A 25,003-nucleotide genomic window follows, 5' to 3' on the forward strand; every position below is an offset into this window, starting at 1 on the left:
CAGACTGCCGCCGTGCCCGGCCCCGCTCTTAGCGTCGAAACATGCGAGTAATGGTCACCGGTGCCACCGGATATGTGGGCTCACGCCTGGTCTGCGAACTCATCGACGCGGGTCACGAGGTCGTCGCGGTCAGCCGCAGCCGACGATCCCTGCGTCGCTTCTGCTGGGCCGACGACGTCACTGGCGTGGAGATGGACGCCACCGATGCCGAGTCGGTACGCGATGCCTTCACCGACGCCGGATCGGTCGACGCCGTCTACTACCTCGTCCACGGTATCGGCGGACAGGGTTTCGACGACGTCGACGTACGGTCCGCCGGTCATGTCGCCGACGCCGCACGTGATCATGGGGTGCCGCGCATCGTGTATCTCGGCGGGTTCGTACCGCCGGGCGAACGGGACGCCCTGTCGTCGCACCTGCGCAGCCGAGCCGAAGTCGGTGAAACTCTAGATGTTCTGGGTGGACCGGAACTCGTCTGGCTGCGCGCGGCGGTGATCCTCGGTGCCGGTTCGACATCGTTCGAGATCATCCGGTACGTCGCCGACCGACTCGCGGTGATCCCGGAGCCGGAATGGGTCAACAACGCCATGGACCCGATCTCGGTGCGCGACGTGCTGCACTATCTCGTGGCATCGCTCGCACCCGACGTGCCACCCGGCATCTACGACATCAGCGGCCCCGACGTCGGTTTACGTTATCGTTCGGTCCTCAGCGCCTACCTCGCCGAGATCAAGCAACCACGCCTGCGAGTTCGCCTGCCACACATCAATACTCGACTCGCCGGCATGGTCACCGCGCGGATCGTGCCCGTTCCGACCGGCCTGACCGCCGACCTGGTCACCTCCCTGAGCCAACCCATGGCCGCCGGTGAACGGCACATCCGGGATCTGGTGCCCGATCCACCAAACGGCCTGACCTCCATGAAGGACGCGGTGGCCGCGTCGGTGCACACGCCCTATCCGCGGCCCATCTGCGATCTCACCGATCCGCACCACCTGGCCGACTCCGACCCCGATTGGGCCGGCGGAGATCTGATGCGAGCACGACGCCGCGTGGGCTCGATCGTCGACTCGGCGACACACCGAGTCCGAAACGTGGTATCCCTGCTGACAGGATGACTTCTTCGCGCACACTGCTCAACCGGCTCGGCTCCCCCGCACCGGGCACGGTCGTCGACGGCCCGGACGCTCTGCGGCGTCGACGACTCGTGGTCGCGGTGTTCCTGGTCGTCGGCGCCATTGTCTTGGGCTTCTCGCTGACGTCCGAGCCGGGGGATGCCTCTTTCTACCCGCTGACCGCCGTGCTCGCCGCCACCTGGATTGTCGGCGGATTCTCGTCTGGCCCGATTCGTCTGGGGCGCTTCGCTTTCAGTGACCCGCGATCCGTCGGCGCTGCCGCCGTCCTGGGCACAGCCGCCGGGTTGCTGGTGGGTTCGGCGTTTCTGGTGGGTGCCCTCATCACCCGCGAGATCCCCGCGCTGGCCGATCTGGTGTCACAGGTCCTCGCGTTGCGCGACGAGGGCAGCATCATCGTCATCACCGTCATCACACTTGGCAACGGACTGGCCGAGGAGATCTTCTTCCGTGGCGCCGTGTATTCGGCTGCAGAGCAGCATCATCCGGTGGTCGTGTCGACGGTCCTCTACGTCATCGCCACCCTTGCCAGCGGAAATCCGATGCTCGGCTTCGCCGCCATCATCCTCGGCGCCGTGTGCGCGGTCCTGCGCAGGTGCACCGACGGTGTCCTGGCGCCGATCTGCTGCCACGTGGTGTGGGGTGCGATCGTGCTGTTCGGTCTCCCTCCCCTGTTCTGAAAGCGCTCACGAACCGCGCAGTTCCCGCCGAAGCATCTTGCCGGTTGCCGTCTTCGGGATCTCCGCAAGCACCACCACCTCGCGTGGCGCCTTGTACGCCGCCAGCCGCTCGCGCGCGAACTCGATCAGTTCCGGTCCGGTGGCCGACGAACCCGGCCGCAACGACACGAACGCCTTCACCGTCTCGCCCCGATAGGCGTCGGGCACTCCGATGACGGCCGCCTCACGAACCGAAGGATGTTCGTAGAGCACATCTTCCACCTCGCGCGGCCACACCTTGAAGCCACTCGCGTTGATCTGGTCCTTCTTTCGGTCGACGATGTAGAACCAGCCGTCGCCATCCCGGTACCCGACGTCGCCGGTGTGCAGCGCGCCATTCGGGAGGGCCGACGCGGTGGCCTCCGGCTTGCGCCAATAGCCGGAAACCACCTGTGGTCCTTCGATCACCAGCTCGCCGACCTCACCGGTCGGCACCTCGGAACCGGCCTCGCTACATACCCGAACAACCGTGTCGTACACCGGAACACCCACCGACAGCGCCCCGGACTCGTGATCCACGGGGGCGCTCGCGCCGAACGGCACCGCAAGTGCAGGTGAGGTGGTCTCGGTCAGGCCGTAGATGTTGTGGATGACCGAGCCGAACCTGTCCAAGAACTCCTCGACGATACTCGGCGGGATCGGCGCCCCACCGGAGTAGATCTTGGTCAGCGAACCGAGAGCGTCCCTGGATGCGTTGGGTGCGTTCATGATCGCGATGAACACCGTGATCGACCCGACCGTGAACGTCGCCCGGTGACGCTCGATGGCCGCCACCGCACCCTCGGGATCGAACCGACACATCAGCACCAACGGGGCACCGGTCAGCAACGCGACACCCACGTGCCCGACGATGCCGGTGATGTGGAACAGGGGTGCGACACCCAGGATGACGTCGGCGCTGTCGAGTCCGACCCAGTCCCGGTAGGTCTGGGCGTTGAACACCAGGTTCCGGTGCGTGGTCATCGCACCCTTCGGCGGACCGGTGGTACCCGAGGTATAGGTGAGCAACGCGGTGTCCTCGGGGCGCGGACGATGGGCCGGAGGGCGTCGACCTCCGTTGTCTCGCAACAGGGCGGCCATACTCTTCGTCGGCGATTCGGCGCACACCGCTGTTGTTTCCGCCGTCCGGAACTCGGTGTCCGAAGTCGTGATCACCAGCATCACCGGCACGTTCTCGAGTACCCGCGCAGCAACGTCGTCATAGAGCGAGTCGAGCGCGATCAGTACGCGCGCACCGGAATCGAGCAGGATCTCCTCGAGTTCGCGCGCCTTGTACATGGGATTGGCCGAGACCGCTATGCCGCCGGCCTTCCAGATGCCGAGTTGAGCGATGACGAACTGCGGAACGTTCTGCATGTACACGACGGCCCGATCCCCGTGCTCGAAACCGGCGTCGAGCAGACCCACCGCGAACGCGTCGCTGAGTTCGTCGACCTCCCGGACCCTCAACGAGGCATCGAAGTACCGAATGAGGTCGTCCTCCGGACTCCTCGCGACGGTGGCCTCGAACATGTCAAGGGCACTGTCGAATTCGATCCGGCGACCCGGTATTGCGGTCACATTCTCAACTGTCACTATCTGTTACCTCCGCGAGACTAGACTTCATCGGGTGTTACCCACCCGGACCGACGACAACGGCGTCAGCGTGCTCGACGGGCTGCCCGAACGTCACGTCCGCGCCATCCTGCACGTTCTTGAACGCTGTGCGGGCATCGCCGAATCCGCGGCCTTCCGGACGGCGGTGGTCGAGTCGATCATGTCCTCGTTCGGGATCCGCGACGTGACCTTCTTCTCCGGGACCTCGTTCGACGCGGCGTTCGACGACCCCGATCCACTGCTCACCGGCGCCACCGCAGGTCTGCTGGACGAATACCAGGCGCGGTGGCACGACAAGGACATCTTCGCCAGGGCCGACGCGCGACGCGCGCTGACCCGCGACGGCTTCGTCCAACTCGACGACTTCGCGACACTGCCTGCGCCGCAACACTCCTACGTCGTCGACTACCTTCTGCCCCACGGGATGACGGTCGCGTCGGCGATGCACCTCAAGACGCGCAGCGGCGACGCGCTGGTCGGGATGTTCGACTCCGAACGCATCCTCGACGCCGACGACGTGGTGGCCGTCCGGTTCCTCGGCCGGCAATTGCAGGCGCACGCCTCCGGTATCGATTTCACTGCGACCGGCGACACCATCGCAGATCTGCTCTCGCCGCGCCAGTTCGAAGCCGCTCTGCTCATCGCCGAGGGCCTGAGCAACGCCGAGATCGCACAGGTCATGTCGGTGACCGAACAGTCCGTCAAGAAGTACACCAGCCGGATATTCGCCGCGACCGGCTGCACCAATCGCGCCGGCCTCACCGCACGGCTCCTGCGCGAGATGCGCGCCTGACGCCGCTATCGCCCCGATCACGACTGCAGCGAGTGAAACCCGGAGCGGTAGAACACCAGTGGTGATCGCTCGTCACCCACCGACAGCCCCACCACCTGGCCCACCACCAGGTCGTGGTCGCCGAGACGCTGCACCGAATGGATCTCGCAGTCGATGAGGGCCGCAACGTCTTTGACCCAGGGCGTCCCGAATTCGCTGACCGTCCAGTCGATGTCGCCGAACTTGTCGCCACCCGACCGCGCGAAGGCGCGGCAGGCGTCGACCTGGTGATGGCCGAGGACGTTCGCGCAGAACCTGCCGGTGGCGGCGATCTGCGGGAAGGTCGACGAGGTGTGCGCCACGAATGCCGCCACCAGCGGCGGGTTGAGCGACACCGAGGTGAAGGATCCGACGGCGAGTCCGAGCGGTGCGTCGTCGTCGGACATCGAGGTGAGAACTGCGACGCCGGTGCAGAAGCGGCTCAACACCTCTCGGTACTGACGGCCGTCGATCATCGCGGTGTCCTCCGGTGTGGTTGTAATCATGAGGCACCCTTTCCGGCGAGTTCCGCCTGGTACTTGTTGGTCATGTGCTCGACGGCTTTGCGATGCTCGGCGGCCTGCCCTTCCCGCACCGCTTCGGCCCGCTGCGCTGCGTCGATCATCGGCTGCGCCTGGCCCTGGAAGAACGGCATCACGTCGAGGGCGAACAGCTCGTAGGACCGCAGTGTCGCAGCGGGATTCGCCCAGTCGTGTCCCTGGATCAGCAACGTGCCGAAGCCGCCGGACTGATCGACGAGTCGCTGCACCTGCTCACGCGCTTGCTCGGCCGTGCCGATGACACCGATCCCGGACGTGTTGATGAAGTCGATCATCTCGGTCTTGTCGGTGCCGCGCACATCCATCTGCGGGAAGGCTGCGACGTGCTGCAAGTAGTTGAACCAGTGCTCGATTCCGTGCTCCACGTCGCGATAGGCCTGCTCCACCGTCTCGGCGATGTGGAACGGCCCCACGAGACGCCACTGCGAACGGTCGACCTCGTCGCTGCGGCCGGCCTGCGCGGCGAACTCCTCGAGCATGCCCCAATGATGTTGCAGTGCACTGAATCCGTCGGCCGTCAAGGTCGCCGCGATCGACAGTAGACCGACGCCGTTGCGGCCGGCGAGCCGGGCACCGGTCGGCGACGCGATCGCCGCGACGGCAACGTCGAACAACGGGTCCGAGTACGGCGCCATCTGGATGCGTGCGTCGTAGAGCTCGTGCGTGCGCGTCTTGGCGCTGACGGTCTCACCACGCAGCAATCTCATGATGATGTCGGTGTTCTCCGCCAGCAGTTCACGCGTGTCGATCTGCGAGAGCCCCAACATCGCTGCGTCGGTCGGCAACGATCCCGGGCCGAGCCCGAACATGACTCGGCCGCGAGTCAGGTGATCCAGCATCACCATCCGCTCCGCCGCCCACAGCGGGTTGTGGTACGACACCGAGGTCACGCCCGTCCCCAACTTGATGCGTGAGGTCCGCTCGCCGGCCGCAGCGATCATGATCTCCGGCGAGGCATAGATCTCCGAGCCCGCCGAATGGTGCTCACCGAACCACGCCTCGTCGTACCCGAGTTCCTCGAGGCGGGTCACCATCTCGAGGTCACGCTGCAGAAGCAGGGTCGGATTCTGTCCGGGCTTGTGGATCGGCGCCAGGAACGTACCGAACTTCAGCCTGCCGGTCCCCGATGCCCTTGTTGTCGATGCCACCATGTCGTTCTCCTTCTCGAGTGGCGCGAGTGGTCTCCGCGCCTGTCGAGCCCCACGCTATGGCGCAGGTCACATCGGCAATAGTCCTCGAAAGTGGTCAGTTTGTCGCCGGCCAACGGCACCCGTTCTCGCGGATCACGTAGTGGACCACGTAGCCCTCCCGCTGTGTGCGCTGCGACAACGGCGCAGTGTGACTCACGTCATATCGGATGCCGACCCCGTGGACGGGCGGCCGAGAAGAGACGAGCAGGCATGACCATCACGACCGCCGACAACCCCGTCGACACCCTCCGCGGTGTCGACTACCTCGAACGGGCACGGACCGTCGCCGCGCTCATCGAGGAGCAGGCCGACGAGATCGAGCGCACCACCACCATCACCCGACCGGTGGTGGATGCGCTCGCCGACGCCGGCCTGTTCTGGATTCTGGTACCGCAGGAGTACGGCGGTGCGGGACTCGACATCGTCAGTGCTTTCAAGGCGATTCAGGAGATCTCCCGCGCAGACGGTTCCACCGGATGGGCGTTCATGGCCAACTCGTGCAGCACCGGGGTGGCCGTCGGATTCATGAATCCCGTTGGTGCACAGCGAATCTTCGGCGGACCCGACAAGGGCATCACCGCCGGGATGATCGTGCCGGCGGCTACCGGTGTGCGGGTCGACGGCGGGTTCCGGGTGAGCGGCCGATTCCAGTTCGCCAGCGGGTCCGCCCACGCATCGTGGGTGGGTGCGGGTTTCGTCGTCCACGACGACGCGGGCAACCCGATCATCGGAGCCGACGGACAACCCGACTGCCGGATCACCTGGCTGCCTCGTGACGAGGTCGAGTTCCTCGGCAACTGGGACGTGATGGGCATGGTCGGCACCGGCTCCTACGACTACCGGGTCGACGATCGCTTTGTGCCCGACGACGTCACCTTCGAGACGTTCTCGACAACACCGGTCCGCGATGAGCCGGTGTACGAGCTGGGCCTGCTCGGCATCGGGGTCGGCGGACATGCTCCGGTCGCATTGGGTCTCGCGCAACGAGCCCTCGAGGAGATCGCCGGGATCGTAGCCACCAAGATGCGGCCGGGTTATGACGGTGCCGTTGGCGATTCGGATCTGTTCCGACACGACTTCGCCCGCCACGACGCCCTCTTCCGCGCCGCGCAGGCCTACGTCTACGAGGTGTACGGCGACGCGGAGGCCACCGCGGCCGCCGGATTGACCATCAGCGACGAGCAGCGCGCCCGCATGCGCCAAGCGGCCACCTGGGCACAGGAGGTGGCCGCCGACGTGGTGATGTTCGCGCACCGCTGGGCCGGCAGCGCCACCGTTCGCAACCCCAGCGCACTCGGCCGCTGCGTCCGCGACGCCGCCGTCGCCACCCAGCACGCACTCGTCGACCGGATGACGCTCGTCGAGGCCGCCGCCGCCATCCTGCCCGCCTACCAGCAATCCTGAACCGACAGAAGGGAACATCACCATGGGACAACTCGACGGCAAGGTGGCACTGGTCACCGGCGCAGCCCGCGGACAGGGCCGGTCGCACGCGATCCGGCTCGCCGAGGAGGGCGCCGACATCATCGCCATCGACATCTGCGACACGCTCGACACCACCGACTACCGCGGTGCCACACCACAGGACCTCGACGAGACAGCGCGCCACGTCGAGAAGTTCGACCGGCGCGTGTTCACCGCAATCGCCGACGTACGCGACCTGCCGGCGCTGCATGCAGCGGTATCCGAGGGAATCGCCACGCTGGGCCGCCTCGACACCGTCGTCGCCAATGCGGGCATCTTCTCGTCGGCGCCGCTGCACGAACTCACCGAGCAGCAGTGGGACGAGATGATCGGCGTCAACCTCAGCGGTGTGTGGAAGACGTTGCGTGCCACCGTGCCCTACCTGATCGACCAGGGTGACGGCGGTTCGATCATCCTCATCTCCTCGACGGGCGGCCTGCAGGGGTTCCCGAACTTCGCGCACTACGTCGCCGCGAAGCACGGTGTCACCGGACTGGCGCGGACCGCGTCGAATGAGTTGGGCGCACACAATATTCGCTGCAACTCGATCCACCCGACATCGGTTCTCACCGACATGATCGACCACGAGGCCATGTACAAACTGTTCCGGCCCGACCTCGAACATCCCACGCACGAGGACTTCCGGGAGGCGTGCCAGAGCGGCATGAACGTGCTGCCCACCCCGTGGCTGGAGCCGGTGGACATCTCCAACGCGGTCGTGTGGCTGGCCTCCGACGCGGCCCGATACGTGACCGGGATCGCGCTGCCGATCGACGCCGGAGCCCTGTCCAAGGTGTGAGCGGGCGTGCTGTTCACCCGGCCGCGTGGTCGACCAGGGCTTCGGCAACCTCGGCACGACGACGCAGGCACAGCTTGTGTAGGACGTGCTCGACATGCCCTTCCACGGTCCGGGTGGACAGCACCAGTTTCTCCGCGATCTCCCGATTGCTCAGCCCGGACGCGACGAGATCGGCGACCTCACGCTCGCGTGGTGACAACGACGCGCTCGGGTCGTCGGCGGCCTCGTGCGCGTCGTGGGCGGCGGGGGTGCCGAACACGTAGTCGTAGAGTTCTGCGGTCGACATCGCTGCGCCACGCGCCCAGGCGTTGTCGAACTCGGCGTCGGGAACCTGCGCGTGCAGAGTGTCGACTGCTTTACTGCGCAACGAGTTCCAGTGCTCCGAACCGTACAGTTGCTGTCCGAACGACCCCCACATCGACGACGCCGCACCCAACACCACCACGGCGCGCAGACCGCCGCGCTGTTCGGCGAGCGCCCAGCCGAGCAGGTCGCACATGAGGGTGGTGCCGACCGGATCGGCGAAGGCCCGGTGCGCACGCAGCGCGTCGTCGGCCAGATCCACCGCCCGGTCGACGTCGCCGGTCAGCAACGCGACCAGACCCAGCCCGTAGGTGGCATAGGAGTGGAACCACCATTCGTCGACCGTCTCGGTCTGGGCGAACACCGCGCCGAATACCTCGGCGGCAGCGTCGGTGTCGGGCAGCGACGACAGCAGCATCCCGCGGTGAATGGCGAGGGTGGCGAGCAGCTCGGACGGGCCCGAGTTGTCGGTGTAGCCCCGCGCGGCGGCGTCCAGATTGACTCTCGCGGAATCGAAGTCGCCGGCGAAGTAGTCACGCAGTCCGCTGGTGTGGGTGACAAAGGCCCGATTCATCACGTCGTGCTCACGCTCGGCGATGACGCCCGCCCGGTGCAGGGTGAATCCGGCGGCGTCGCGGTCGCCCTGGAGGGTCTGTACCAACCCGAGGACACCGAGGATGCGTCCCTTGATGATCGACGGTACGTCGGGCAGTTCGAGTGCTTGAGTGAGCCACAACCGGTGTTCGCGCACCGAGATTCCGCACGCCCAGAGGAAGCGCCCGGCGCCGAGCGCCTCCGCCGCTGCACGTCCCCGCCCGTCGTCGGGGTCGTCGAGCGCCGAATGCAGTGCAGCCCTGATATTCCCGCGGTTCTCCTGGACCCGGGCGGCCTTGGCGAGCTGGTCGGGCCCATACCAGTGTTCGGCGCAGTCGATGATGAGTCGCGCACACCAGTCCAGCAGACGCGTGCTCATCGCCAGGCGCTCGGCGGCAGTGAGTTTGCCCCAACCGAACTCGCGGATCGACTCCAGCATGCGAAAGCGCACGTGCCGACCGTCGCCGTCGCGCAGCAGGACGGACTTCGCCACCAGGGCAGCAAGGGAATCGAGAACGACCGACGCGGGCAGCGCGTCGTCCGAGCAGACGTCGACCACCATGTCGAGGTCGAAGCCGTCGGCAAAAGAGGCCACGCGGTTCCACAGCAGTTTCTCTGTGCTGCTACAGAGTTCGTAGCTCCACTCGATGGTGGCCTGCAGGCTCCGATGCCGGGGCGTGCGGTCTCGAGAGCCCACCGACAGCACCGACAGCCGGCGGTCGAGAAGATCACCCAGATCGTCGACGGACAGCACCGTCAGTCGTGTGCACGCCAGTTCGATCGCAAGGGGCAGACCGTCGAGCCGTTCGCAGATGCGGCGTACCGCGTCGACGTTGCCGTCATCGAGCACAAAGCCCGACAGGACGGCCTCCGCTCGCCGCGAAAACAGTTCCATCGCATCCGATCCCACGCCGTCGTCGGTCTTCAGCGGCGCGAGATGAAAGACATACTCGCCAGGTATCGCCAGATTCTCCCGCGACGTGACCAGGACCCGCACACCCGCGGCCTCCACCATCAGTCGGGAGACGAGATCGGCCGCCCCGTCGATGACGTGTTCACAATTGTCGAAGACCAGCAGCATGCGGCGGTTCCGGAGATGCGCGAGGGCGGCATCTTCGGCGGACCTGTCGTGCGTGTCTCGATTCTCGAGTGCCAGACAGTCACACAGTGCCTGTGCGAGCAGCCCTTCATTGCGGACCGCGGCGAACTCGACGAACCGCACACCGTCCGGAAATGCACGTCGAAACTCCGTGGCGGCCTGCACCGACAACCGCGTCTTGCCGATCCCGCCAGGCCCCACCACCGAGACCAGCCGGTGGTCACCGAACAGTCGTCGGAGCTCCCGCAGTTCGTTACGGCGTCCGACAAAGCTTGTCGTCGGTTGGGGCAGGCCGGTGGGTACCGTGTCGCTGCGCGCGCTGGGCGACGGGAGTTCTGCTCGGACCGCGTTCACCTTGCGGGACAGCAACGTGCGCGACCGTTCCCACTGCAGCGCCCGGGAGATCTCGGCGATGGAGATGCCCGGGTTCTCGAGCAGGATCTCGCGGATACGACGATCGGCGTCGTCGGACACCGAACCCTTGCAGCGGCGGTGATCGTCGGGCGCAGCAGCCAGCGACAACGCCCTCCGGACGGTGTTGCGCGACATCCCCAGGCGCGCGGCAATGCCCTTGATCGACTCCCCGTCGTCGTGACAGCGGTGGATCTGGGCCCATTCGTCGGCGTTCATCACCCTCCTGCTCCGCGATGAGACGCAGATCACTCTGCTTGGTTGCGATCCGGACCGCAACCAGGGGGGTCAACTTGTGTCACACCGATCCGTCACCCCACGCCAGCTGCCCGCCCCCTCGCACCGAAGATCGACTCTGAACTGGGAAAATAGGAGCACAGCACGGCAAGCGGCGAGTCCGTACGGGATCACGTAATCGGACGGTTATCCTCTGCCGCCGAGCACGACAAAGTGAGGTGGACCACATCGAAAGACACCCCACCGAGGGGACCGCTCATGTCCCAGAAGAACGCCGACGCACTCAAGAATGCCTTCGCCGCCGCCGACCAGGGTGACCCGGTGCCGCTCGTCGAGCTCTACGACGACGCCATGACGTGGGCCGGATTCACCCTCGACGGCAGCCAGCGGATCTACACCAAAGCCGAGTTTCTCGAAGCCTTCGGTGTGCTCGCCAAACTCGACGAGTCCCGCAACGAGGTGATCAGCTGCGACGTCATCGGCGACGAACTCGTGACCGCGAACGTGCGCGCCTACCGCCGGCTCGGCGACCAGGAACTCGACATCACGATGGTCATGACCCACCGCTTCGTCGATGGCAAGGTGACCCGCGGAACCGACATCGTGCCGTCGTCCTTCGAGCGCTTCTGGTCCGACACCGCGATCACGGTCTGAGGCCCTCCGATGAGCACCGCCTTCGCCCCAGCCCCATCCGCGACCGAGAACGCACTCCTGGCGATGCAGGCACTCGACCGGGGCGAGCCCGTGATCACAGTCGACGACCTCGGCGGTGGCGGATGCGAGATGATCGTTCTCGCATCCGCGGCCCGAGTGGCAGTGGTGGCCGCCATGATCTCTGAGGGTTCCGGATTCGTTTGCGTCACAGTCGATCACGTCCGAGCGGTCCGCCTGGGACTACCACCGATGACGTGGGAGAGCCCGACGCCGACCTACGGCGGACGCATGTGTGTGTCCATCGACGCGGCTGCGGGCACCACCACCGGCATCTCCGCCCGCGACCGCACCACCACACTGCGGACCCTGGCCGACGCCGATTCCGGACCCGACGCATTCACTCGCCCCGGACACGTCATCCCCGTCCTCGCCGACGTGGCCGCCACCGACCGCGCTGGTCTCATCGCCCGCACCGGACACCGCGCCGGACACGACACCCCGGTGGCCTACGTGTCACTGGTGTCGCGACGCGACCCGCGTCGGATCGCCGACGCGGACGAGGCCGCTGACTGGGGACTGCCGATGCTGCGCTATTCGGAGCTGGGTTACTCGGATCTCACGCACGCGCTGTGACGTAAATGTCCGATTCATCGATGATCACGATCAATCGTGGCCCGGGACAGGACTAGGCGTTTGCCCGGTGTGATCGCACCCACATTCGCGGACTGTTGATAGGCACCCCACAGCCGTCAACAAGGAGCGCACCCCCATGAGCCCGACTTCCGTGACCTCGCCGCCCGACGCCAGATACTCCAGGACGGTGACCTGGACGATCGCCATCGCGACGCTGGCCATCCTCTTCGACGGATACGACCTGGTGGTCTACGGAACCATCCTCCCGATCCTGATGGACGACTCGTCTCAACTCGGCAGCATCTCCGCCGGTCAAGCGGGCATGCTCGGCTCCTACGCGTTGATCGGGGTCATGGTCGGCGCGCTCGTCAACGGCGCCGTCGGCGACTACCTGGGCCGACGCAGGCTGATGCTGGTCAACATCGTCTGGTTCTCCGCCGGGATGGGACTCGCCGCCATGTCGACGTCGGTCGAGATGTTCGCGGCGATGCGGTTCTTCACCGGTATCGGCATCGGCGGCCTGCTCGCCACCACCGCGGCGCTCGTCGCCGAGTGTGTCCCGGCAGCGAAAAAGAACCTGTACAACGCCATCGTCTACAGCGGCGTCCCGGCCGGCGGCATCCTGGCGTCGGTCCTCGCCATCGCGTTCCGCGACGCGATCGGTTGGCGTGGGCTGTTCTGGATCGGCGCACTGCCGGTCGTCATCCTCCTGCCGCTGGCGCTCGTCAAACTGCCGGAATCGCCACGATGGCTGGTGTCGCGCGGACGCCTCGACGACGCCGCACGCGTCCACGCCACAACGGGTATGCCCATGCCGACCGAGGCCGACCTGGCCCACGAACGCCAGATCGAGAAGGTCGGCTTTGCGGCGCTGGCCACCCGTCGGTACGCACCGGGCACTGCCCTGCTCGGCATCATGAGCTTCGTCGGGCTGATGCTCACCTACGGACTCACCACCTGGCTGCCGAAGATCATGCAGGACGCCGGCTACAACGCGAAGGGTTCCCTGCTGTTCCTCGTCGTCCTGAACGGTGGCGCGGTGCTGGGCACACTCATCGCCTCCCGATTCGCCGATCGCCGTGGACCGCAGCGCGTCGTCGCCACCACCTTCGGCCTGGCAGCCATCGCGTTGATCCTGTTCACCATGGGATTCCCCATCGCCGTGCTGCTCGCGCTGGTCGCGGTTGCCGGAACCGGCACGATAGGAACCCAGGTGCTGATCTACGGTTTCGTCTCGAACTACTACGCGACCAGCGCGCGGGCCGCCGGAGTTGCCTGGTGTGCCGGATTCGGCCGGCTCGGCGGCATCTTCGGGCCGATCATCGGCGGTGCGATCGTATCGGCTGGACTCAGCAATTCGATCACCTTCTACATCTTCGCGGGAGTCGCCGTCCTCGGGGCGGCAGTCACTCTGTTTGTGCCGCAAGCGCGTAGCCGCGATCGAGGTGCGGCCACCGCTGGAGCCCCGATGATGGGAGTGCCGGCAACTGCCTGATCTCGTTGACAGTCAGCCAAGTGCGTCACGCAAAATGCGTGGCGCACTTCGCTATCGTCGGGATATGACGTCCGAAAGCGTGGCCGACGCACCGTCGTTCCCGGCACGGGAACGGGCGTCCATCGTGGTGTCGGACGTGTCGGTCATCTTCGGCGCGACCGAGGTCCTCCACGGCGTCGACATGACCGTCAGTCCTGGCTCTCGGGTCGCGATCGTCGGCGAGAACGGACGGGGCAAATCGACGCTCCTGCATGTGCTCGCGGGCACCTTGACGCCGAATTCGGGTTCGGTGACCAGAATCGGCACCATCGGTCTGGCCGAACAGGAGATGACCACCGAGTACAACCGCACCGTCGGCGACGCCGTTGCCGAGGCCATCGCTGATTCGCTCAGAACCCTGCACGACCTCGACGACGCGTCTGTCGCCCTCGCCGGTGACCTCGACGGTGCAGCGGACGACTACGCGGATGCCTTGCACCGCGCGGAGATTCTCGACGCGTGGGATGCGGAACGGCGCGTCTCGATCGCGCTGGCCGCCCTCGACGCCGAACACGACTGGGATCTTCCATTGGCCGGACTGTCGGTCGGGCAACGCTATCGCGTCCGATTGGCATGTCTGCTCGGCGGTGACGCCGACTTCCTCCTGCTCGACGAGCCGACCAATCATCTCGACCGCAGCGGTCTCGAGTTCCTCACCGAACGCATCGGCGCTTGGGCGGGCGGTGTCGTGATCGTCAGCCACGACCGCGCATTGCTGTCCGACGTGGCGGAGACGATCATCGACCTCGATCCGTCCTATGACGGGCGGCCCCGCGTCTACGGCGGCGGCTATGCGGGCTTCGTCGGCGGCCACCATGCCGAACGCGCCCGGTGGACACAACGATTCGCACACGAGGAGGCCGAGCGGGCAAGGCTCGAAGACGACCTCACCGCAGCGCAGGACCGGCTGGAAACCGGGTGGCGTCCCGACAAGGGCACGGGCAAGCACCAACGGGCCACCCGCGGACCCGCGTTGGTGCGCAACATCCACCGTCGTCAGGAAGCTCTCGACGAACACGCCGTCCTGACACCGGAACCACCACTGGCCCTGACTTTTCCGGAACTGGCAGTACCCGAGGACGAACTACTGCTCAGCGCCGACGAGATCACCGTGTACCAACGACTCACCACGCCCGTCACTGTGCGACTGTCCGGCGGAACACGACTGGTGGTCGTCGGCCCCAATGGCGTCGGCAAGTCGACACTGTTCTCCGTACTTGCCGGCGAAATACCCAACTCCACCGGCCTTCTCGATGTGAGCGACCTGGCTCGCGTCGGGTATCTACATCAAGAATCGACACTGCCGCAACATCTTCGAGCAGCAGACGCCTATCGCGAGCACGTCGACCGGTTGGGGTTGTACGGAGTGATCCGCAACGACGACGCCATCGACCTGTCCTCACTGGGACTGCTGCGCACCGACGAGGAAGAACAGTTGGTCGGAGACCTCTCGATGGGGCAGCAGCGTCGACTCGAACTCGCCATGACACTCGCCGCGCGCCCCAACATCCTGCTGCTCGACGAACCCACCAACCACCTGTCGATCCCGCTCGTCGACGAACTCACCGAGGCGTTGCAAGCGACTCCCGCGGCCGTCGTCGTGTCGACGCACGACCGCCAGTTGCTCCGGGACGTCGCCGAGTGGCCGCACCTCGCGTTGTCGTCAACTGAGGGTTGAGGTGCTCGAGCCGAACAACTCGCACCGCCTCACCTCCGATGCGGCCCGGAGCCTCCGCGCGGGCCCAACAACGCACACCGCCTCACCTCCGCTCCCTGAGGCGTCGCCCTGAGGAGCGAGCTTGCGAGCGTCTCGAAGGGTGCTCGAGGCGCTAGCCGAGAGCCTCGAAGGGCTGGTGAGACAGAGCAATTCGTCGACCAAGTAGCGACGGTCACCAGGCCTTCGAGGCTCCTCGCTAGCGCTCGTCGCACCTCAGGCAGCGGATGGGACTCTTCGAATGAGGCTGCGCTCGACAGATGTCGGCAGCGATTTCACCCGTTCGGACCAGCGCGCCCGCCCTCCTGTACCGACTCGACCCCCAAACGCTCCCCGAGCAACCGGCCGAAGGTCAGTGCAGGAGTGACGAGCATGCCGGAGCAGAAACTGTTGCCGCACGTCGCGCCGGCGCCGATCACCTCGCCGACGGCGAACAGACCGGGAATCGCCGCGCCCGCCTCGTCGCGGACGGCGACATGACCTGCGACGTCAGCGGCGGACGCAATCGGCCCGTAGATCTGGAACACCGTTCCATTCTGGTCCAGCGTCGTGTTTACCGCTCGTCGACGCCGACGATCATCGTCGACATCACAGCAGAAGCGTCAGTCGAAGTATCGATACACCGCTTCGACGACGGCCGCGGGACGCTCGTTCCCCTCCAACTCGATCACGCCATCGACCACCACTTGGACGCCACCCTTGGGTAGCTTCTCGAGCGACTTCAGGGTCGCCACCAGCCGAATCTTGCCGCCGGCCGGCACCGGGTTGGTGAAACGCACCTTGTTGAGCCCGTAGTTGACGCCCATCTTCAGGTTCTCGACGGTGAGCACCTCGCCGAACATCGGCACGATCAACGACAGCGTCAGGTACCCGTGCGCGATCGGACCGCCGAAGGGGCTTTCCTTGGCGGCGCGCTCGGGATCGATGTGAATCCACTGGTGGTCACCGGTGGCGTCGGCGAAGGTGTTGATCCGCTCCTGACTCACCGTCAGCCACGAGCTGATCCCGAGCTGGGTTCCGAGCAGCGGTTCCAGATCGGCCGTGCCCGCCACCTGAGTCGAACTCGCCTCGGTGCTCGTCATGTTTACCTCCGTCATTTCGTGATTCCCAGGACTCGCAACGCATTCTCGCGGAAGATCAGCGGCGCCACTTCCGGTTTGATGTCGAGGGCGGCGAAGTCCTTGCGCCAGCGGTCGACCTGGATGACCGGGAAGTCGGAGCCGAACAGCACTTTCTCACGCAGCATCGTGTTGGCGGCCTTGACCAGCTGGGGCGGGAAGTACTTGGGCGACCACCCGGAGAGATCGAGATAGGCGTTGGCCTTGTGGGTCGCGATCGAGATCTGCGCGTCCACCCACGGCACCGCGGGATGCGCCATCACGATCGTCAGGAACGGAAAGTCCGCGGCGACGTCGTCGAGCAGCATCGGATCGGAGTACCGCAGCTTGATGCCGTGCCCGCCCGGTAGCCCCGCGCCGATGCCGGTCTGACCGGTGTGGAACAACGCGGGCACGCCGGCCTCTTCGATCGCCGCGTAGATCGGATAGAAACGACGATCGTTCGGCTCGAAGCCCTGCATGCTGGGATGGAACTTGAAGCCCTTCACCCCGAACTCCTCGACGAGGCGATGCACTCGGCGGACCGCCGCCTTGCCCTGCCACGGGTCCACCGACCCGAACGGGATCAGCACATCGTTGAATTCGGCTGCGCGCTCGGCGATCTCCTCGACGTTGTTGGGCGTGTGCCCCGAGGCCGACGCGGCGTCGACGGTGAAAACGACTGCGGCCATGTTGCGTTCGCGGTAGTGGTCGGCGATGGACTCGATTGTCGGGGTGCGCTCCTCACCCGAGCGAAAGTACTTCTCCGACGCGGCCATCAGTTCGTCGTCCATCGACCGGTGCCCACATCCGTCGATCTCGACGTGAGTGTGGAAGTCGATCGCCTCGATCGCGTCGAAGTCGATGCCGAATTCGTATCGCGCACTCATCACTTGGCTCCCGTCAGCTGGGCTGGGAATTCCTCGCCCACGGATTCGAGCTCGCCGGCGAAGGTCAGCGGCCACTGGGCCGCCACCGCGTCGGCGTCGAACCCGCCGTCGCGGTACGCCGTGGCGGTCAGTTGCGGATGCGACCACAGCGCGAGCCGGTCACCGCCGACGGAGATGGCCTGCCCGGTCACGTCGGCGGACGCGTCGGAGGCGAGGAAGGCGATGACTCCGGCGACATCGTCGGGCGTACCCATCCCGACATCACGACGGATGATCTCGGGCAGTGGCTCGCCCTTGCGCATGCCCTCGATGTAGGGCGCGAGAAACGGGATGGTCTCGGTCATCGCGGTCGCTGCGACGGGGCAGACCGCATTGGCGGTGATCCCTGCCTTGCGCAACTCCATCGCCCAGGTCCGGACCATCCCCACGATCGCCGCCTTGGCGCCCGAGTAGTTGGTCTGGCCGAAATTGCCGCGCTGACCCGCAGGCGACCCGATACAGATGATCCGACCGCCTTCGCCCTGCTCACGGAACTGAAGAACGGCCTCGCGAACACAAGTGAAGGTGCCGCGGACGTGTACGTTGTGGACCGCGTCGAAGTCGTCGTCGGCCATCTTCCACAGCACCTTGTCGCGCAGGATGCCGGCGTTGGTGACGATGACGTCGAGGCGCCCGAATGCATCAACGGCCTTGGCCACCAGGGCCTGAGCGGTCTCGGTGCTGCCGACCGGTGCAACCACGGCCACCGCCCGGCCACCGGCCGCCTCGATCTGGGCAACCGCATTCGCCGCCGTTTCGTCGTGGACGTCGTTGACGACGACCGCGGCCCCGCGTGCGGCCAGCTCGGTGGCGTACGCGAGGCCGAGACCCTGTCCGCTTCCGGTGACGATGGCGACTTTGCCGTTGAGATCCATGGCTTCACTTCCTTTGTGATCGAACCTGGCATCAGTTGTACATCTTAATCATTGTTATTGTCAATGATTAACGATCTGCTATTCTTCGGCCGGAAGGAGGGCCGATGGCCAAGCGACGCATCCTCGAGGAGGACATCGGGTTCCTCATCTCGCGCGCGGGAGCCCAACTGGTCAAGGCAACCAATCGGGAACTCGCCCCCCTCGGGCTCAAGGTTCGCGCCTACAGTGCACTCGCCGCGGTCTGCGACGAACCGGACGGCATCACCCAGCGACGCCTCGCCTCCGACGTCGGTCTCGATCCCAGCCAGATCGTCGCGCTCGTGGACGAACTCGAGAACCGTGAACTGGTGGTTCGCAAAGCCGACCCCGACGACCGCCGCAACAGACTCATCACCGCAACCCCAGCGGGACGTGAGCTATGCACTCGCGCAAGGAAGTCCAGCGCCAAGGTGGCCGCCGACGAACTCTCACACATCGACCCCGCGGTGCGCGAGGCGTTGCGGGCGGCACTCTATCGGTTCACCTTCCCCGAACGCGCAACGCCCGACGACTAGGCGTACATGGCGCGCAGACGGTCCTTGCGGATCTTTCCCTTTGCGTTGCGGGGGATCTCGTCTACCAAGATCAGCGACTTCGGGATCTTGTAGCGCGCCAGGCGATCCGCGAGGTAGGTCTGCAACTCCTCGACGGTGAGTGCCGCTCCCTCCTCGAGAGTGACTGCAGCACAGCCGACCTCACCCCACTTGTCGTCCGGGATGCCGAAGACGCCGCAGCCCTCGACGCCGGGGTACGAGAGGATCACCGCCTCGATCTCCGCCGGATAGATGTTCTCCCCGCCGGAGATGATCATGTCCTTGAGCCGGTCGACAATCTGGACGTAGCCGTCGTCGTCGCGCACCCCGACATCCCCGGACCGGAACCAATCACCCTCGGTGAACGACGCGTCGGTGGCGTCTGGTCGATTCCAGTACTCCCGCATCACATTCGGCCCCTGGATCAGGATCTCGCCGCGCTCGCCCGGCTTGGCCTCCTCACCGTAGGAGTTCACCACCCGGACATCGGTGAAGAAGTGCGGCATCCCGGCCGTCCCGAGTTTCTGCGCCACGTGCGCTGGTTTGAGCACCAGGGCGCCGGGACCGGTCTCGGTGAGACCGTAGGCCTGGCACAGCGCCACCCCACGCTCGGCGAAAGTGTGCAAGGTGCGCGGCGGCACCGGTGCGGCGGCGACGATCCAGCGTCGGATCGACGTCAGATCGGTCTGCTGCCACGACGGATGCGCACTCATCGCGTCGAGCATGGTGGGCACGCCGAACGAATAGGTCACGCGACGATCCTCGATCACGCGCAGCACTCGCGCGGCGTCGAAACCCTCTTCGATGATCACCGTTGCGCCCTTGAGGATCGTGGGCAGCGAGACGTAATTGAGTGCGGCGGTGTGGAATAGCGGCGCGGCCACCAGCGACACCTCATCGCTGCACAGGTCGAGGTCGACGATCGGGTTCATCACCGCGAAGGTCACGCCACCATGCGTGAGGACCACGCCCTTGGGGCTTCCGGTGGTTCCGGAGGTGTACATGATGAAGCACGGATCGTCGTGCGTGACCGGGATGTCGATGCGTTCAGAGCTCGCCGCCGCGATGATGTCCTCGTAGGCAAGCGCATCTCCGTCGGGCCGACCGTCCACCACCACACGATGCTCGGTGCCCACTTCGCTCGCGGCCCTCGTGGCGACCTCGGCCAGGCCGGCGGAATGGATGAGGACGCGCGCACCCGAGTCACTCAGCGCATAGGCCACCTCCGCCCCCGTGAGCCGCGCATTGAGCGGCACCAGAATCGCGCCGAGCAGGCCGGCGGCGAACAGACCCTCCAGGTACGACGGATGGTTCGCACTCAGCAGCGCCACCCGATCACCGCGGCCGACGCCGATCCCGGCCAGCGCATGGGCCAACCGCGTCACCCGATCGTCGAGGTCCCGGTAGCTGGTTTCGACGTCACGAAAGACGATCGCGGTCGCCTCCGGAGCGTGCCGTGACGCGCGATGGGGCCAGGTTCCGACGCCTTGATTCTTCACGGTGACTCCTCCGCCGATGTGGGTGCAATCACTGTACTTTGCAATCATTGAGATTGTCAACGAAAACCCCTCGGAACAATTCGAGGTTTCACCCGGTTGCACCTCGCATGAGCGTGACCGTCGACATCTGGACTGACATCAACTGCCCCTTCTGCTATCTCGGTAAGAAGCGTTTCCTCGACGCCCTGTCGGAGTTCCCCGGGCGCGACGACGTGGCTGTGGTGCATCGGTCCTTCGAACTCGACCCGACGCTGGATCCCGGAACCTCCGGCTCCGTCGAAGATCACCTCGCGACCAAGTACGGGATCAGCCTCGACCAGGCGCGGGCCAACGAGGCACGCGTCGGTGCACAGGCCGCCGAACTCGGCCTGCCCTATCAGACGAGCGGTCGGGATTTCGGCAGCAGCTTCGACATGCATCGGCTTCTGCATCACGCACTCGCCGTCGGCAAGCAGGAAGACCTGCTCGACGCGCTGTACGCCGCCAACTTCGGCGAGACAGAACCCCTGTTCGGTGATCGGGCGCGACTCGTCGCAGTTGCCGTCGGAGCCGGGTTGGACGAACTGCAGGTGTGCGCGGTCCTGAATGATCCCGAGGCCTACGCCGACGACGTCCGGCAGGACGAACAAGAGGCCGCGGCACTGGGCGTCACCGGAGTTCCGTTCTTCGTCATCGACGGCAAATACGCCGTCTCGGGTGCCCAGCCCACCGAGGTCTTCGAGCGTGCGCTGACCATGGCTGCCGCCGATCGTCCCGTCGTCGTCGGGGCGTCGGCCGACGCCGAATGCGGGCCCGACGGATGCGCGGTGCCGCAGAGCTGACCCACGGAGTCGGCAGCGTCAGGCACCCGTCTCGACCGGCCGGTCCGGGTCCGACGACCACTGCGAGAACGACCCCGGGAAGAGTCGCGCCGGGTAGCCGGCGATCTCCAACGCCGCGATCGCGTGTGCGGCGTTGACGCCGGAGCCGCAATACACCACGACGTCGGATTCCGCGTCGATCCCCAACTCGGCGAACATTATTCGGAGATCATCAGCCTCCCGGAATCGGCCGTCGGAGTCCAGGTTGGCGACCGTCGGCGCGTTGCGCGCACCGGGAATGTGGCCCGCGCGCGGATCGACCGGTTCGACCTCACCGCGGTAACGTTCGCCGGCACGGACGTCGAGAAGGATGCCTGCGGTGCTCGCCACCTCGTCGATGGTGACAGTCGGCAGCGCACCTGCCTGCAGGGTCACGTTTCCGGCTCGCGGAGTCCCGCCATCACCACGCGACGTCTGCAGCCCCGCCGTTTGCCACGCACCCAGACCACCGTCGAGCATGCGCACGTCGGCGATGCCCGCCCAACGCAGCAGCCACCAGGCGCGCGCGGCGGCAAGGTTCCCGTTGTCGTCGTAGACCACCACCGGAACGCCGTCGTCGATTCCCCATCGTCGTGCCGCGGCTTGCAGGTCATCGATATTCGGCAGTGGGTGCCGACCCCCCACCGGGCCGCTCGGCGGGGCAGCGAGTTCGGTGTCGAGGTCAACATAGATCGCACCGGGAATGTGGCCGTCGAGGTAGTGGTCGTGGCCATTGCTGTCACCGAGCTGCCACCGCACGTCGAGCACCACCGGTGGGGTCGGCGACAGCATCGTCTCGGCCAGGTCGGGTGCGTTCACCAGCAGGTCTGCCATGGGTGAAGACTAGACATATATCGTCGACGGGGTGATGGCGGCATTCTCGGCAGTGGTGCTCGCGCTGATCACGTTCTGGCTGCACCGGCGCCTGGTGCGCGCAACGCGCATGCCCGCGCCGTGGTCGTCGGTCACCGACGTCGCACTCCTGCTGCTGTGGGTGCTCGCGGTGGTCGGGGCGGCCTCCGGGTCACTGCTCGATCCGCGCTGGGTCCGTGCCCCCGCATTCGTGGGGATGACGTGGCTCGCGGTGATCTTCTACCTCTTCCTCGGGTTGTCGGTCATCGGCCTCGTCTCGTTCGCGGTGCGTATTGTCCGACGGTTGGGCAGAGCCGAACCGAACGAGAGTTTCGACCGGCGCCGACTGACGGCGATGCGCATCGCGACCGCGCTTGTGGTCGTCGTGTCTCTGGGCACGGTGGCGTACGGGCTTGTCGAAGCGGCTCGCCCGCGCGTGGTCGACGTAGACATCACGCTGCCGCGGCTGCCATCACAGTTCGACGGCATGCGCATCGCCGTCATCTCCGATCTCCATGTCGGCCCGTCCCGGGGTGCAGCGTTCACGCAACGCGTCGTCGATCAGGTCAACGCCCAACGCCCCGATCTCATCGTGATCGCCGGGGACCTGCTCGACGGAACCATCCACTACGTTGCCGACGATCTCAAGCCACTCGCCGACCTGTCCGCGCCGCTCGGGGTCTTCGGCATCAGCGGCAACCACGAGTTCTACGCCGACGACGGAGGTCGGTGGCTCGACGTGTGGGACCGCCTCGGCATCCACACGCTCCGAAATCAGCGGGTGACCATCGAAAGGGGCGGGGCCGCGATCGATCTCGCCGGAATCCAGGACTACACGGCACCCGATCCGTACGAACCCGACCTGCCCGCAGCACTGGCCGGACGAGACCCGAACCGCTTTGTGCTGCTGCTCGCCCATCAACCGCGCCAGGCCATCGAGGCATCGGATCTCGGTGTGGATCTCCAGATCTCGGGTCACACCCACGGCGGACAGATGTGGCCGATCCGCAATCTCGTCACCCTCCAACAACCTTCGTTGCAGGGACTCGACCGAGTCGGAAACACCGTGCTGTACACGACGCGCGGCGCGGGGGCGTGGGGACCACCGGTTCGGGTCGCGGCCCCGCCCGAGATCACATTGATAAAGACCATGTCTGGATGAGACCGAATTCAGTCCTGGTATCCGCAAACACAGGTCGATAGCCTGGAAGAATGCTCGTCGCTCCCACCGCACTGGTCGCCGCCACCTCGTCGGACGATCTCGCTGCGGTCCGACGGCAGGCGCAATCGTGGCGTTCACCCGAAATCGGCATCGCGGACAGCGATCTCACCGACGCGGCACTCGCCGATCTGATCGCGACGTCCGAGCCACACGACGACTCGTTCGCGCGTGCCGTGACCGCGATCGTCTCGGCACGCGCCGGGCACTTCCCGGTGGTGCCTCACATCGACGCCGCGGGCGAGATCTTCCGCAGCTTTCTGCTGCACGACCTGATCGACGGATGGCTGTACGTCCGCGAGTCCGACGGCTATCTGCACCCGTACCTCATCATGGACATCACCGCCGAACACGGCGACCGCACACACGGCCCGCGGATCAAGTTCACCATGGAGGCCGACAACGCCACCGTGAAACGCCCGTCGCGCAAACCACGGGTGCTGTACTTCGAGGAAACCGAGATCGTCGGCAAGACGCCGGGAGACATCCTGCTTGCCGCCGGCGCCTACAAGGAGACCCCAGAACTCAAGGCCGAGTATCAGTCTCGCCGCGACGTCTATCAGAAGATCATCGACGACGGCTTCGGCCAGCAATACCGATTCACCGGCTGCATCATCCGTGCCGACGACTACCGCTCGCCGAACAAGCGGGACAACCGAAAAGTCGTCCACGACGTCGCGCCCGGGGAGATCGCGGCCCTACGCATGGTCGCTCCCTCGACCCTGTTCGACGGCACCGACGGCAACGAGTACGGTCCCGTACCGGTGATCACCGCGGTGCGAGTGTTCGACCTTGGCGCACAAGACTTTCTGGACGTCAACACCGGCGACCTCACGCCGTACGACTACGATGCCCACCTCCAGGACAAACTCGTCCTGCCCGACGAGCAGCGCGAACTCCTCAACATCCTCACCACCGACATCTCGGTGTTCACCGGCGACATCATCGACGGCAAGTCCGCGGGCAACGTCATCCTCGCCAAAGGCCGCCCCGGCGTGGGCAAGACGCTCACCGCCGAGGTGTACGCGGAGGTCACCGGCCGCCCCCTGTACTCGATTCACTCCGGATCACTGGGAATCACAGCCGAATTGGTGCGCAAGAACCTCGAAGTCATCTTCGATCGCGCAAAGCGCTGGGATGCGGTTCTGCTCCTCGACGAGGCCGACGTGTTCGTGATGGAACGCGGACTCGACCTCGGCCAGAACGCCATCGTCGCCGAATTCCTGCGCACCCTCGAGTATTTCGACGGCCTGCTGTTCCTCACCACCAACCGCATCGACGGAGTGGACGAGGCCATCCTCGCGCGGTGCGCTGCGGTCATCGAGTACCAGCCGCCCGGCCCCAAGGACGCCCGACAGGTGTGGCAGATCCTTGCCGCGGGCAACGACGTGGTCCTCGACGAAGACCTCCTCGACGACCTGGTCGGCGGCTTCCCCGGCATCACCCCGCGCGACATCAAGATGCTACTGCGCTTGTCACTCCGAATGGCGCGCCACCGCGGTACCGAACTCGACGCGTCGGTGTTCGCCAGCAGTGCCGCCTTCCGTGGGCTGCACTACCTTCCGCCGTCGCAGCGCTGAACGATCTTGCTGGCCAAGTAGCGACTAACAAGCCTGCGCCCAGCCATCTGCTGGTTGAGTAGCGACGTGCGAGCTTGCGCCCTTCGATAC

23 protein-coding genes are annotated in these 25,003 nt (G+C 66.0%); 13 read left to right on the forward strand and 10 right to left on the reverse strand.

Annotation, left to right across the window (positions count from 1 at the left end; translation table 11 throughout):
- Positions 1–41 precede the first annotated feature (41 nt).
- Together MKW15_RS20420 and MKW15_RS20425 are read left to right on the forward strand one after the other, a co-directional pair.
- The gene (locus MKW15_RS20420; protein ID WP_240861454.1) at positions 42–1,118 is read left to right on the forward strand and encodes an NAD(P)H-binding protein; all 1,077 of its coding nucleotides are present in this window, start codon (positions 42–44) and stop codon (positions 1,116–1,118) included.
- The gene (locus tag MKW15_RS20425) at positions 1,115–1,813 is read left to right on the forward strand and encodes a CPBP family intramembrane glutamic endopeptidase (protein WP_240861456.1); all 699 of its coding nucleotides are present in this window, start codon (positions 1,115–1,117) and stop codon (positions 1,811–1,813) included. Before MKW15_RS20420 ends, MKW15_RS20425 begins: the two co-directional genes overlap by 4 nt.
- Before the next feature lie 6 nt (positions 1,814–1,819).
- Here MKW15_RS20425 and MKW15_RS20430 read toward each other — a convergent pair whose 3' ends face one another.
- Positions 1,820–3,364: an AMP-binding protein gene (locus MKW15_RS20430; RefSeq protein ID WP_240861538.1), complete on the reverse strand. Its 1,545-nt coding sequence runs from the start codon at positions 3,362–3,364 to the stop codon at positions 1,820–1,822.
- Between the two features lie 97 nt (positions 3,365–3,461).
- On the opposite strand from MKW15_RS20430, the gene MKW15_RS20435 reads away from it, so the two are divergent.
- The gene (locus tag MKW15_RS20435) at positions 3,462–4,241 is read left to right on the forward strand and encodes a helix-turn-helix transcriptional regulator (RefSeq protein WP_240861458.1); all 780 of its coding nucleotides are present in this window, start codon (positions 3,462–3,464) and stop codon (positions 4,239–4,241) included.
- 17 nt (positions 4,242–4,258) lie between these two features.
- On the opposite strand, the gene MKW15_RS20440 is transcribed toward MKW15_RS20435, so the two are convergent.
- Both MKW15_RS20440 and MKW15_RS20445 read right to left on the reverse strand, forming a co-directional pair.
- On the reverse strand, positions 4,259–4,765 hold the full coding sequence (locus MKW15_RS20440; protein WP_240861460.1) for a flavin reductase family protein: 507 nt from the start codon (positions 4,763–4,765) through the stop codon (positions 4,259–4,261).
- A complete protein-coding gene (locus tag MKW15_RS20445) occupies positions 4,762–5,970 on the reverse strand; it encodes an LLM class flavin-dependent oxidoreductase (RefSeq protein WP_240861461.1) in 1,209 nt (402 codons plus the stop codon). The genes MKW15_RS20440 and MKW15_RS20445 overlap by 4 nt, the downstream gene beginning before the upstream one ends.
- A 249-nt stretch (positions 5,971–6,219) precedes the next feature.
- Here MKW15_RS20445 and MKW15_RS20450 point away from each other — a divergent pair, with 249 nt between their 5' ends.
- Both MKW15_RS20450 and MKW15_RS20455 read left to right on the forward strand, forming a co-directional pair.
- Positions 6,220–7,413, forward strand: a complete 1,194-nt coding sequence (locus tag MKW15_RS20450) for an acyl-CoA dehydrogenase family protein (protein WP_240861464.1) — start codon at positions 6,220–6,222, stop codon at positions 7,411–7,413.
- Between the two features lie 22 nt (positions 7,414–7,435).
- Entirely contained in the window at positions 7,436–8,272 is an 837-nt protein-coding gene (locus MKW15_RS20455) for a mycofactocin-coupled SDR family oxidoreductase (RefSeq protein ID WP_240861467.1), read from the forward strand.
- Positions 8,273–8,285: 13 nt separating this feature from the next.
- Here MKW15_RS20455 and MKW15_RS20460 read toward each other — a convergent pair whose 3' ends face one another.
- Entirely contained in the window at positions 8,286–10,898 is a 2,613-nt protein-coding gene (locus tag MKW15_RS20460) for an ATP-binding protein (RefSeq protein WP_240861469.1), read from the reverse strand.
- Positions 10,899–11,174: 276 nt separating this feature from the next.
- Between MKW15_RS20460 and MKW15_RS20465 the strand changes: the two genes are divergently transcribed.
- The 4 genes from MKW15_RS20465 (at position 11,175) to MKW15_RS20480 (ending at position 15,415) form a co-directional block, all read left to right on the forward strand.
- Positions 11,175–11,570, forward strand: a complete 396-nt coding sequence (locus MKW15_RS20465) for a nuclear transport factor 2 family protein (protein ID WP_240861471.1) — start codon at positions 11,175–11,177, stop codon at positions 11,568–11,570.
- Between the two features lie 9 nt (positions 11,571–11,579).
- Positions 11,580–12,203 (forward strand): 3,4-dihydroxy-2-butanone-4-phosphate synthase, encoded by a 624-nt coding sequence (locus tag MKW15_RS20470; RefSeq protein ID WP_240861473.1) that lies wholly within the window; start codon positions 11,580–11,582, stop codon positions 12,201–12,203.
- Positions 12,204–12,339: 136 nt separating this feature from the next.
- Positions 12,340–13,698: an MFS transporter gene (locus tag MKW15_RS20475; protein ID WP_240861476.1), complete on the forward strand. Its 1,359-nt coding sequence runs from the start codon at positions 12,340–12,342 to the stop codon at positions 13,696–13,698.
- 64 nt (positions 13,699–13,762) lie between these two features.
- Positions 13,763–15,415 (forward strand): ABC-F family ATP-binding cassette domain-containing protein, encoded by a 1,653-nt coding sequence (locus MKW15_RS20480; RefSeq protein ID WP_240861478.1) that lies wholly within the window; start codon positions 13,763–13,765, stop codon positions 15,413–15,415.
- A 311-nt stretch (positions 15,416–15,726) separates the two neighbouring features.
- Here MKW15_RS20480 and MKW15_RS20485 read toward each other — a convergent pair whose 3' ends face one another.
- The 4 genes from MKW15_RS20485 to MKW15_RS20500 all read right to left on the reverse strand — a co-directional run bounded on the left by MKW15_RS20485 (position 15,727) and on the right by MKW15_RS20500 (position 18,352).
- Positions 15,727–15,978 carry an FAD-binding protein gene (locus tag MKW15_RS20485; protein WP_240861481.1) on the reverse strand — a complete coding sequence of 84 codons (252 nt, stop codon included), beginning with the start codon at positions 15,976–15,978 and terminating at the stop codon, positions 15,727–15,729.
- Between the two features lie 75 nt (positions 15,979–16,053).
- Complete coding sequence (locus MKW15_RS20490; RefSeq protein WP_240861484.1) at positions 16,054–16,533, reverse strand: MaoC family dehydratase; 480 nt, start codon at positions 16,531–16,533, stop codon at positions 16,054–16,056.
- Between the two features lie 11 nt (positions 16,534–16,544).
- Positions 16,545–17,438 (reverse strand): 4-hydroxyphenyl-beta-ketoacyl-CoA hydrolase, encoded by an 894-nt coding sequence (couO, locus tag MKW15_RS20495; RefSeq protein ID WP_240861487.1) that lies wholly within the window; start codon positions 17,436–17,438, stop codon positions 16,545–16,547.
- A complete protein-coding gene (locus MKW15_RS20500) occupies positions 17,438–18,352 on the reverse strand; it encodes an SDR family NAD(P)-dependent oxidoreductase (protein ID WP_240861489.1) in 915 nt (304 codons plus the stop codon). Before MKW15_RS20500 ends, couO begins: the two co-directional genes overlap by 1 nt.
- Positions 18,353–18,456: 104 nt before the next feature.
- Here MKW15_RS20500 and MKW15_RS20505 point away from each other — a divergent pair, with 104 nt between their 5' ends.
- Positions 18,457–18,906, forward strand: coding sequence for a MarR family winged helix-turn-helix transcriptional regulator (locus MKW15_RS20505; RefSeq protein WP_240861493.1), 450 nt, complete (start codon positions 18,457–18,459; stop codon positions 18,904–18,906).
- Here MKW15_RS20505 and MKW15_RS20510 read toward each other — a convergent pair.
- Positions 18,903–20,423: an acyl-CoA synthetase gene (locus MKW15_RS20510; protein WP_240861495.1), complete on the reverse strand. Its 1,521-nt coding sequence runs from the start codon at positions 20,421–20,423 to the stop codon at positions 18,903–18,905. The two genes, MKW15_RS20505 and MKW15_RS20510, sit on opposite strands and share 4 nt — an antisense overlap.
- 107 nt (positions 20,424–20,530) lie before the next feature.
- Here MKW15_RS20510 and MKW15_RS20515 point away from each other — a divergent pair, with 107 nt between their 5' ends.
- Positions 20,531–21,244: a DsbA family oxidoreductase gene (locus MKW15_RS20515; protein ID WP_240861497.1), complete on the forward strand. Its 714-nt coding sequence runs from the start codon at positions 20,531–20,533 to the stop codon at positions 21,242–21,244.
- 18 nt (positions 21,245–21,262) lie between these two features.
- Here MKW15_RS20515 and MKW15_RS20520 read toward each other — a convergent pair whose 3' ends face one another.
- Positions 21,263–22,096, reverse strand: a complete 834-nt coding sequence (locus MKW15_RS20520) for a sulfurtransferase (RefSeq protein WP_240861499.1) — start codon at positions 22,094–22,096, stop codon at positions 21,263–21,265.
- Positions 22,097–22,130: 34 nt separating this feature from the next.
- On the opposite strand from MKW15_RS20520, the gene MKW15_RS20525 reads away from it, so the two are divergent.
- Positions 22,131–23,276, forward strand: a complete 1,146-nt coding sequence (locus tag MKW15_RS20525) for a metallophosphoesterase (RefSeq protein ID WP_240861539.1) — start codon at positions 22,131–22,133, stop codon at positions 23,274–23,276.
- 50 nt (positions 23,277–23,326) lie between these two features.
- Positions 23,327–24,913, forward strand: coding sequence for an AAA family ATPase (locus MKW15_RS20530; protein WP_240861500.1), 1,587 nt, complete (start codon positions 23,327–23,329; stop codon positions 24,911–24,913).
- The last annotated feature ends 90 nt before the right edge of the window (positions 24,914–25,003 follow it).

Origin of the sequence: Gordonia gummivorans, assembly GCF_022513585.1 — a bacterium.
GTDB lineage: Bacteria > Actinomycetota > Actinomycetes > Mycobacteriales > Mycobacteriaceae > Gordonia.

Bases quoted from the DNA above. Each gene is read 5' to 3' on its own strand.
- MKW15_RS20515 (WP_240861497.1), top strand. From the start codon at position 20,531: ATGAGCGTGACCGTCGACATCTGGACTGACATCAACTGCCCCTTCTGC.
- MKW15_RS20445 (WP_240861461.1), bottom strand. From the start codon at position 5,970: ATGGTGGCATCGACAACAAGGGCATCGGGGACCGGCAGGCTGAAGTTC.
- MKW15_RS20530 (WP_240861500.1), top strand. From the start codon at position 23,327: ATGCTCGTCGCTCCCACCGCACTGGTCGCCGCCACCTCGTCGGACGAT.
- MKW15_RS20505 (WP_240861493.1), top strand. From the start codon at position 18,457: ATGGCCAAGCGACGCATCCTCGAGGAGGACATCGGGTTCCTCATCTCG.
- MKW15_RS20425 (WP_240861456.1), top strand. From the start codon at position 1,115: ATGACTTCTTCGCGCACACTGCTCAACCGGCTCGGCTCCCCCGCACCG.
- MKW15_RS20465 (WP_240861471.1), top strand. From the start codon at position 11,175: ATGTCCCAGAAGAACGCCGACGCACTCAAGAATGCCTTCGCCGCCGCC.
- MKW15_RS20520 (WP_240861499.1), bottom strand. From the start codon at position 22,096: ATGGCAGACCTGCTGGTGAACGCACCCGACCTGGCCGAGACGATGCTG.
- couO (WP_240861487.1), bottom strand. From the start codon at position 17,438: ATGAGTGCGCGATACGAATTCGGCATCGACTTCGACGCGATCGAGGCG.
- MKW15_RS20430 (WP_240861538.1), bottom strand. From the start codon at position 3,364: ATGTTCGAGGCCACCGTCGCGAGGAGTCCGGAGGACGACCTCATTCGG.
- MKW15_RS20500 (WP_240861489.1), bottom strand. From the start codon at position 18,352: ATGGATCTCAACGGCAAAGTCGCCATCGTCACCGGAAGCGGACAGGGT.
- MKW15_RS20455 (WP_240861467.1), top strand. From the start codon at position 7,436: ATGGGACAACTCGACGGCAAGGTGGCACTGGTCACCGGCGCAGCCCGC.
- MKW15_RS20460 (WP_240861469.1), bottom strand. From the start codon at position 10,898: ATGAACGCCGACGAATGGGCCCAGATCCACCGCTGTCACGACGACGGG.
- MKW15_RS20440 (WP_240861460.1), bottom strand. From the start codon at position 4,765: ATGATTACAACCACACCGGAGGACACCGCGATGATCGACGGCCGTCAG.
- MKW15_RS20475 (WP_240861476.1), top strand. From the start codon at position 12,340: ATGAGCCCGACTTCCGTGACCTCGCCGCCCGACGCCAGATACTCCAGG.
- MKW15_RS20480 (WP_240861478.1), top strand. From the start codon at position 13,763: ATGACGTCCGAAAGCGTGGCCGACGCACCGTCGTTCCCGGCACGGGAA.
- MKW15_RS20420 (WP_240861454.1), top strand. From the start codon at position 42: ATGCGAGTAATGGTCACCGGTGCCACCGGATATGTGGGCTCACGCCTG.
- MKW15_RS20450 (WP_240861464.1), top strand. From the start codon at position 6,220: ATGACCATCACGACCGCCGACAACCCCGTCGACACCCTCCGCGGTGTC.
- MKW15_RS20470 (WP_240861473.1), top strand. From the start codon at position 11,580: ATGAGCACCGCCTTCGCCCCAGCCCCATCCGCGACCGAGAACGCACTC.
- MKW15_RS20490 (WP_240861484.1), bottom strand. From the start codon at position 16,533: ATGACGAGCACCGAGGCGAGTTCGACTCAGGTGGCGGGCACGGCCGAT.
- MKW15_RS20525 (WP_240861539.1), top strand. From the start codon at position 22,131: ATGGCGGCATTCTCGGCAGTGGTGCTCGCGCTGATCACGTTCTGGCTG.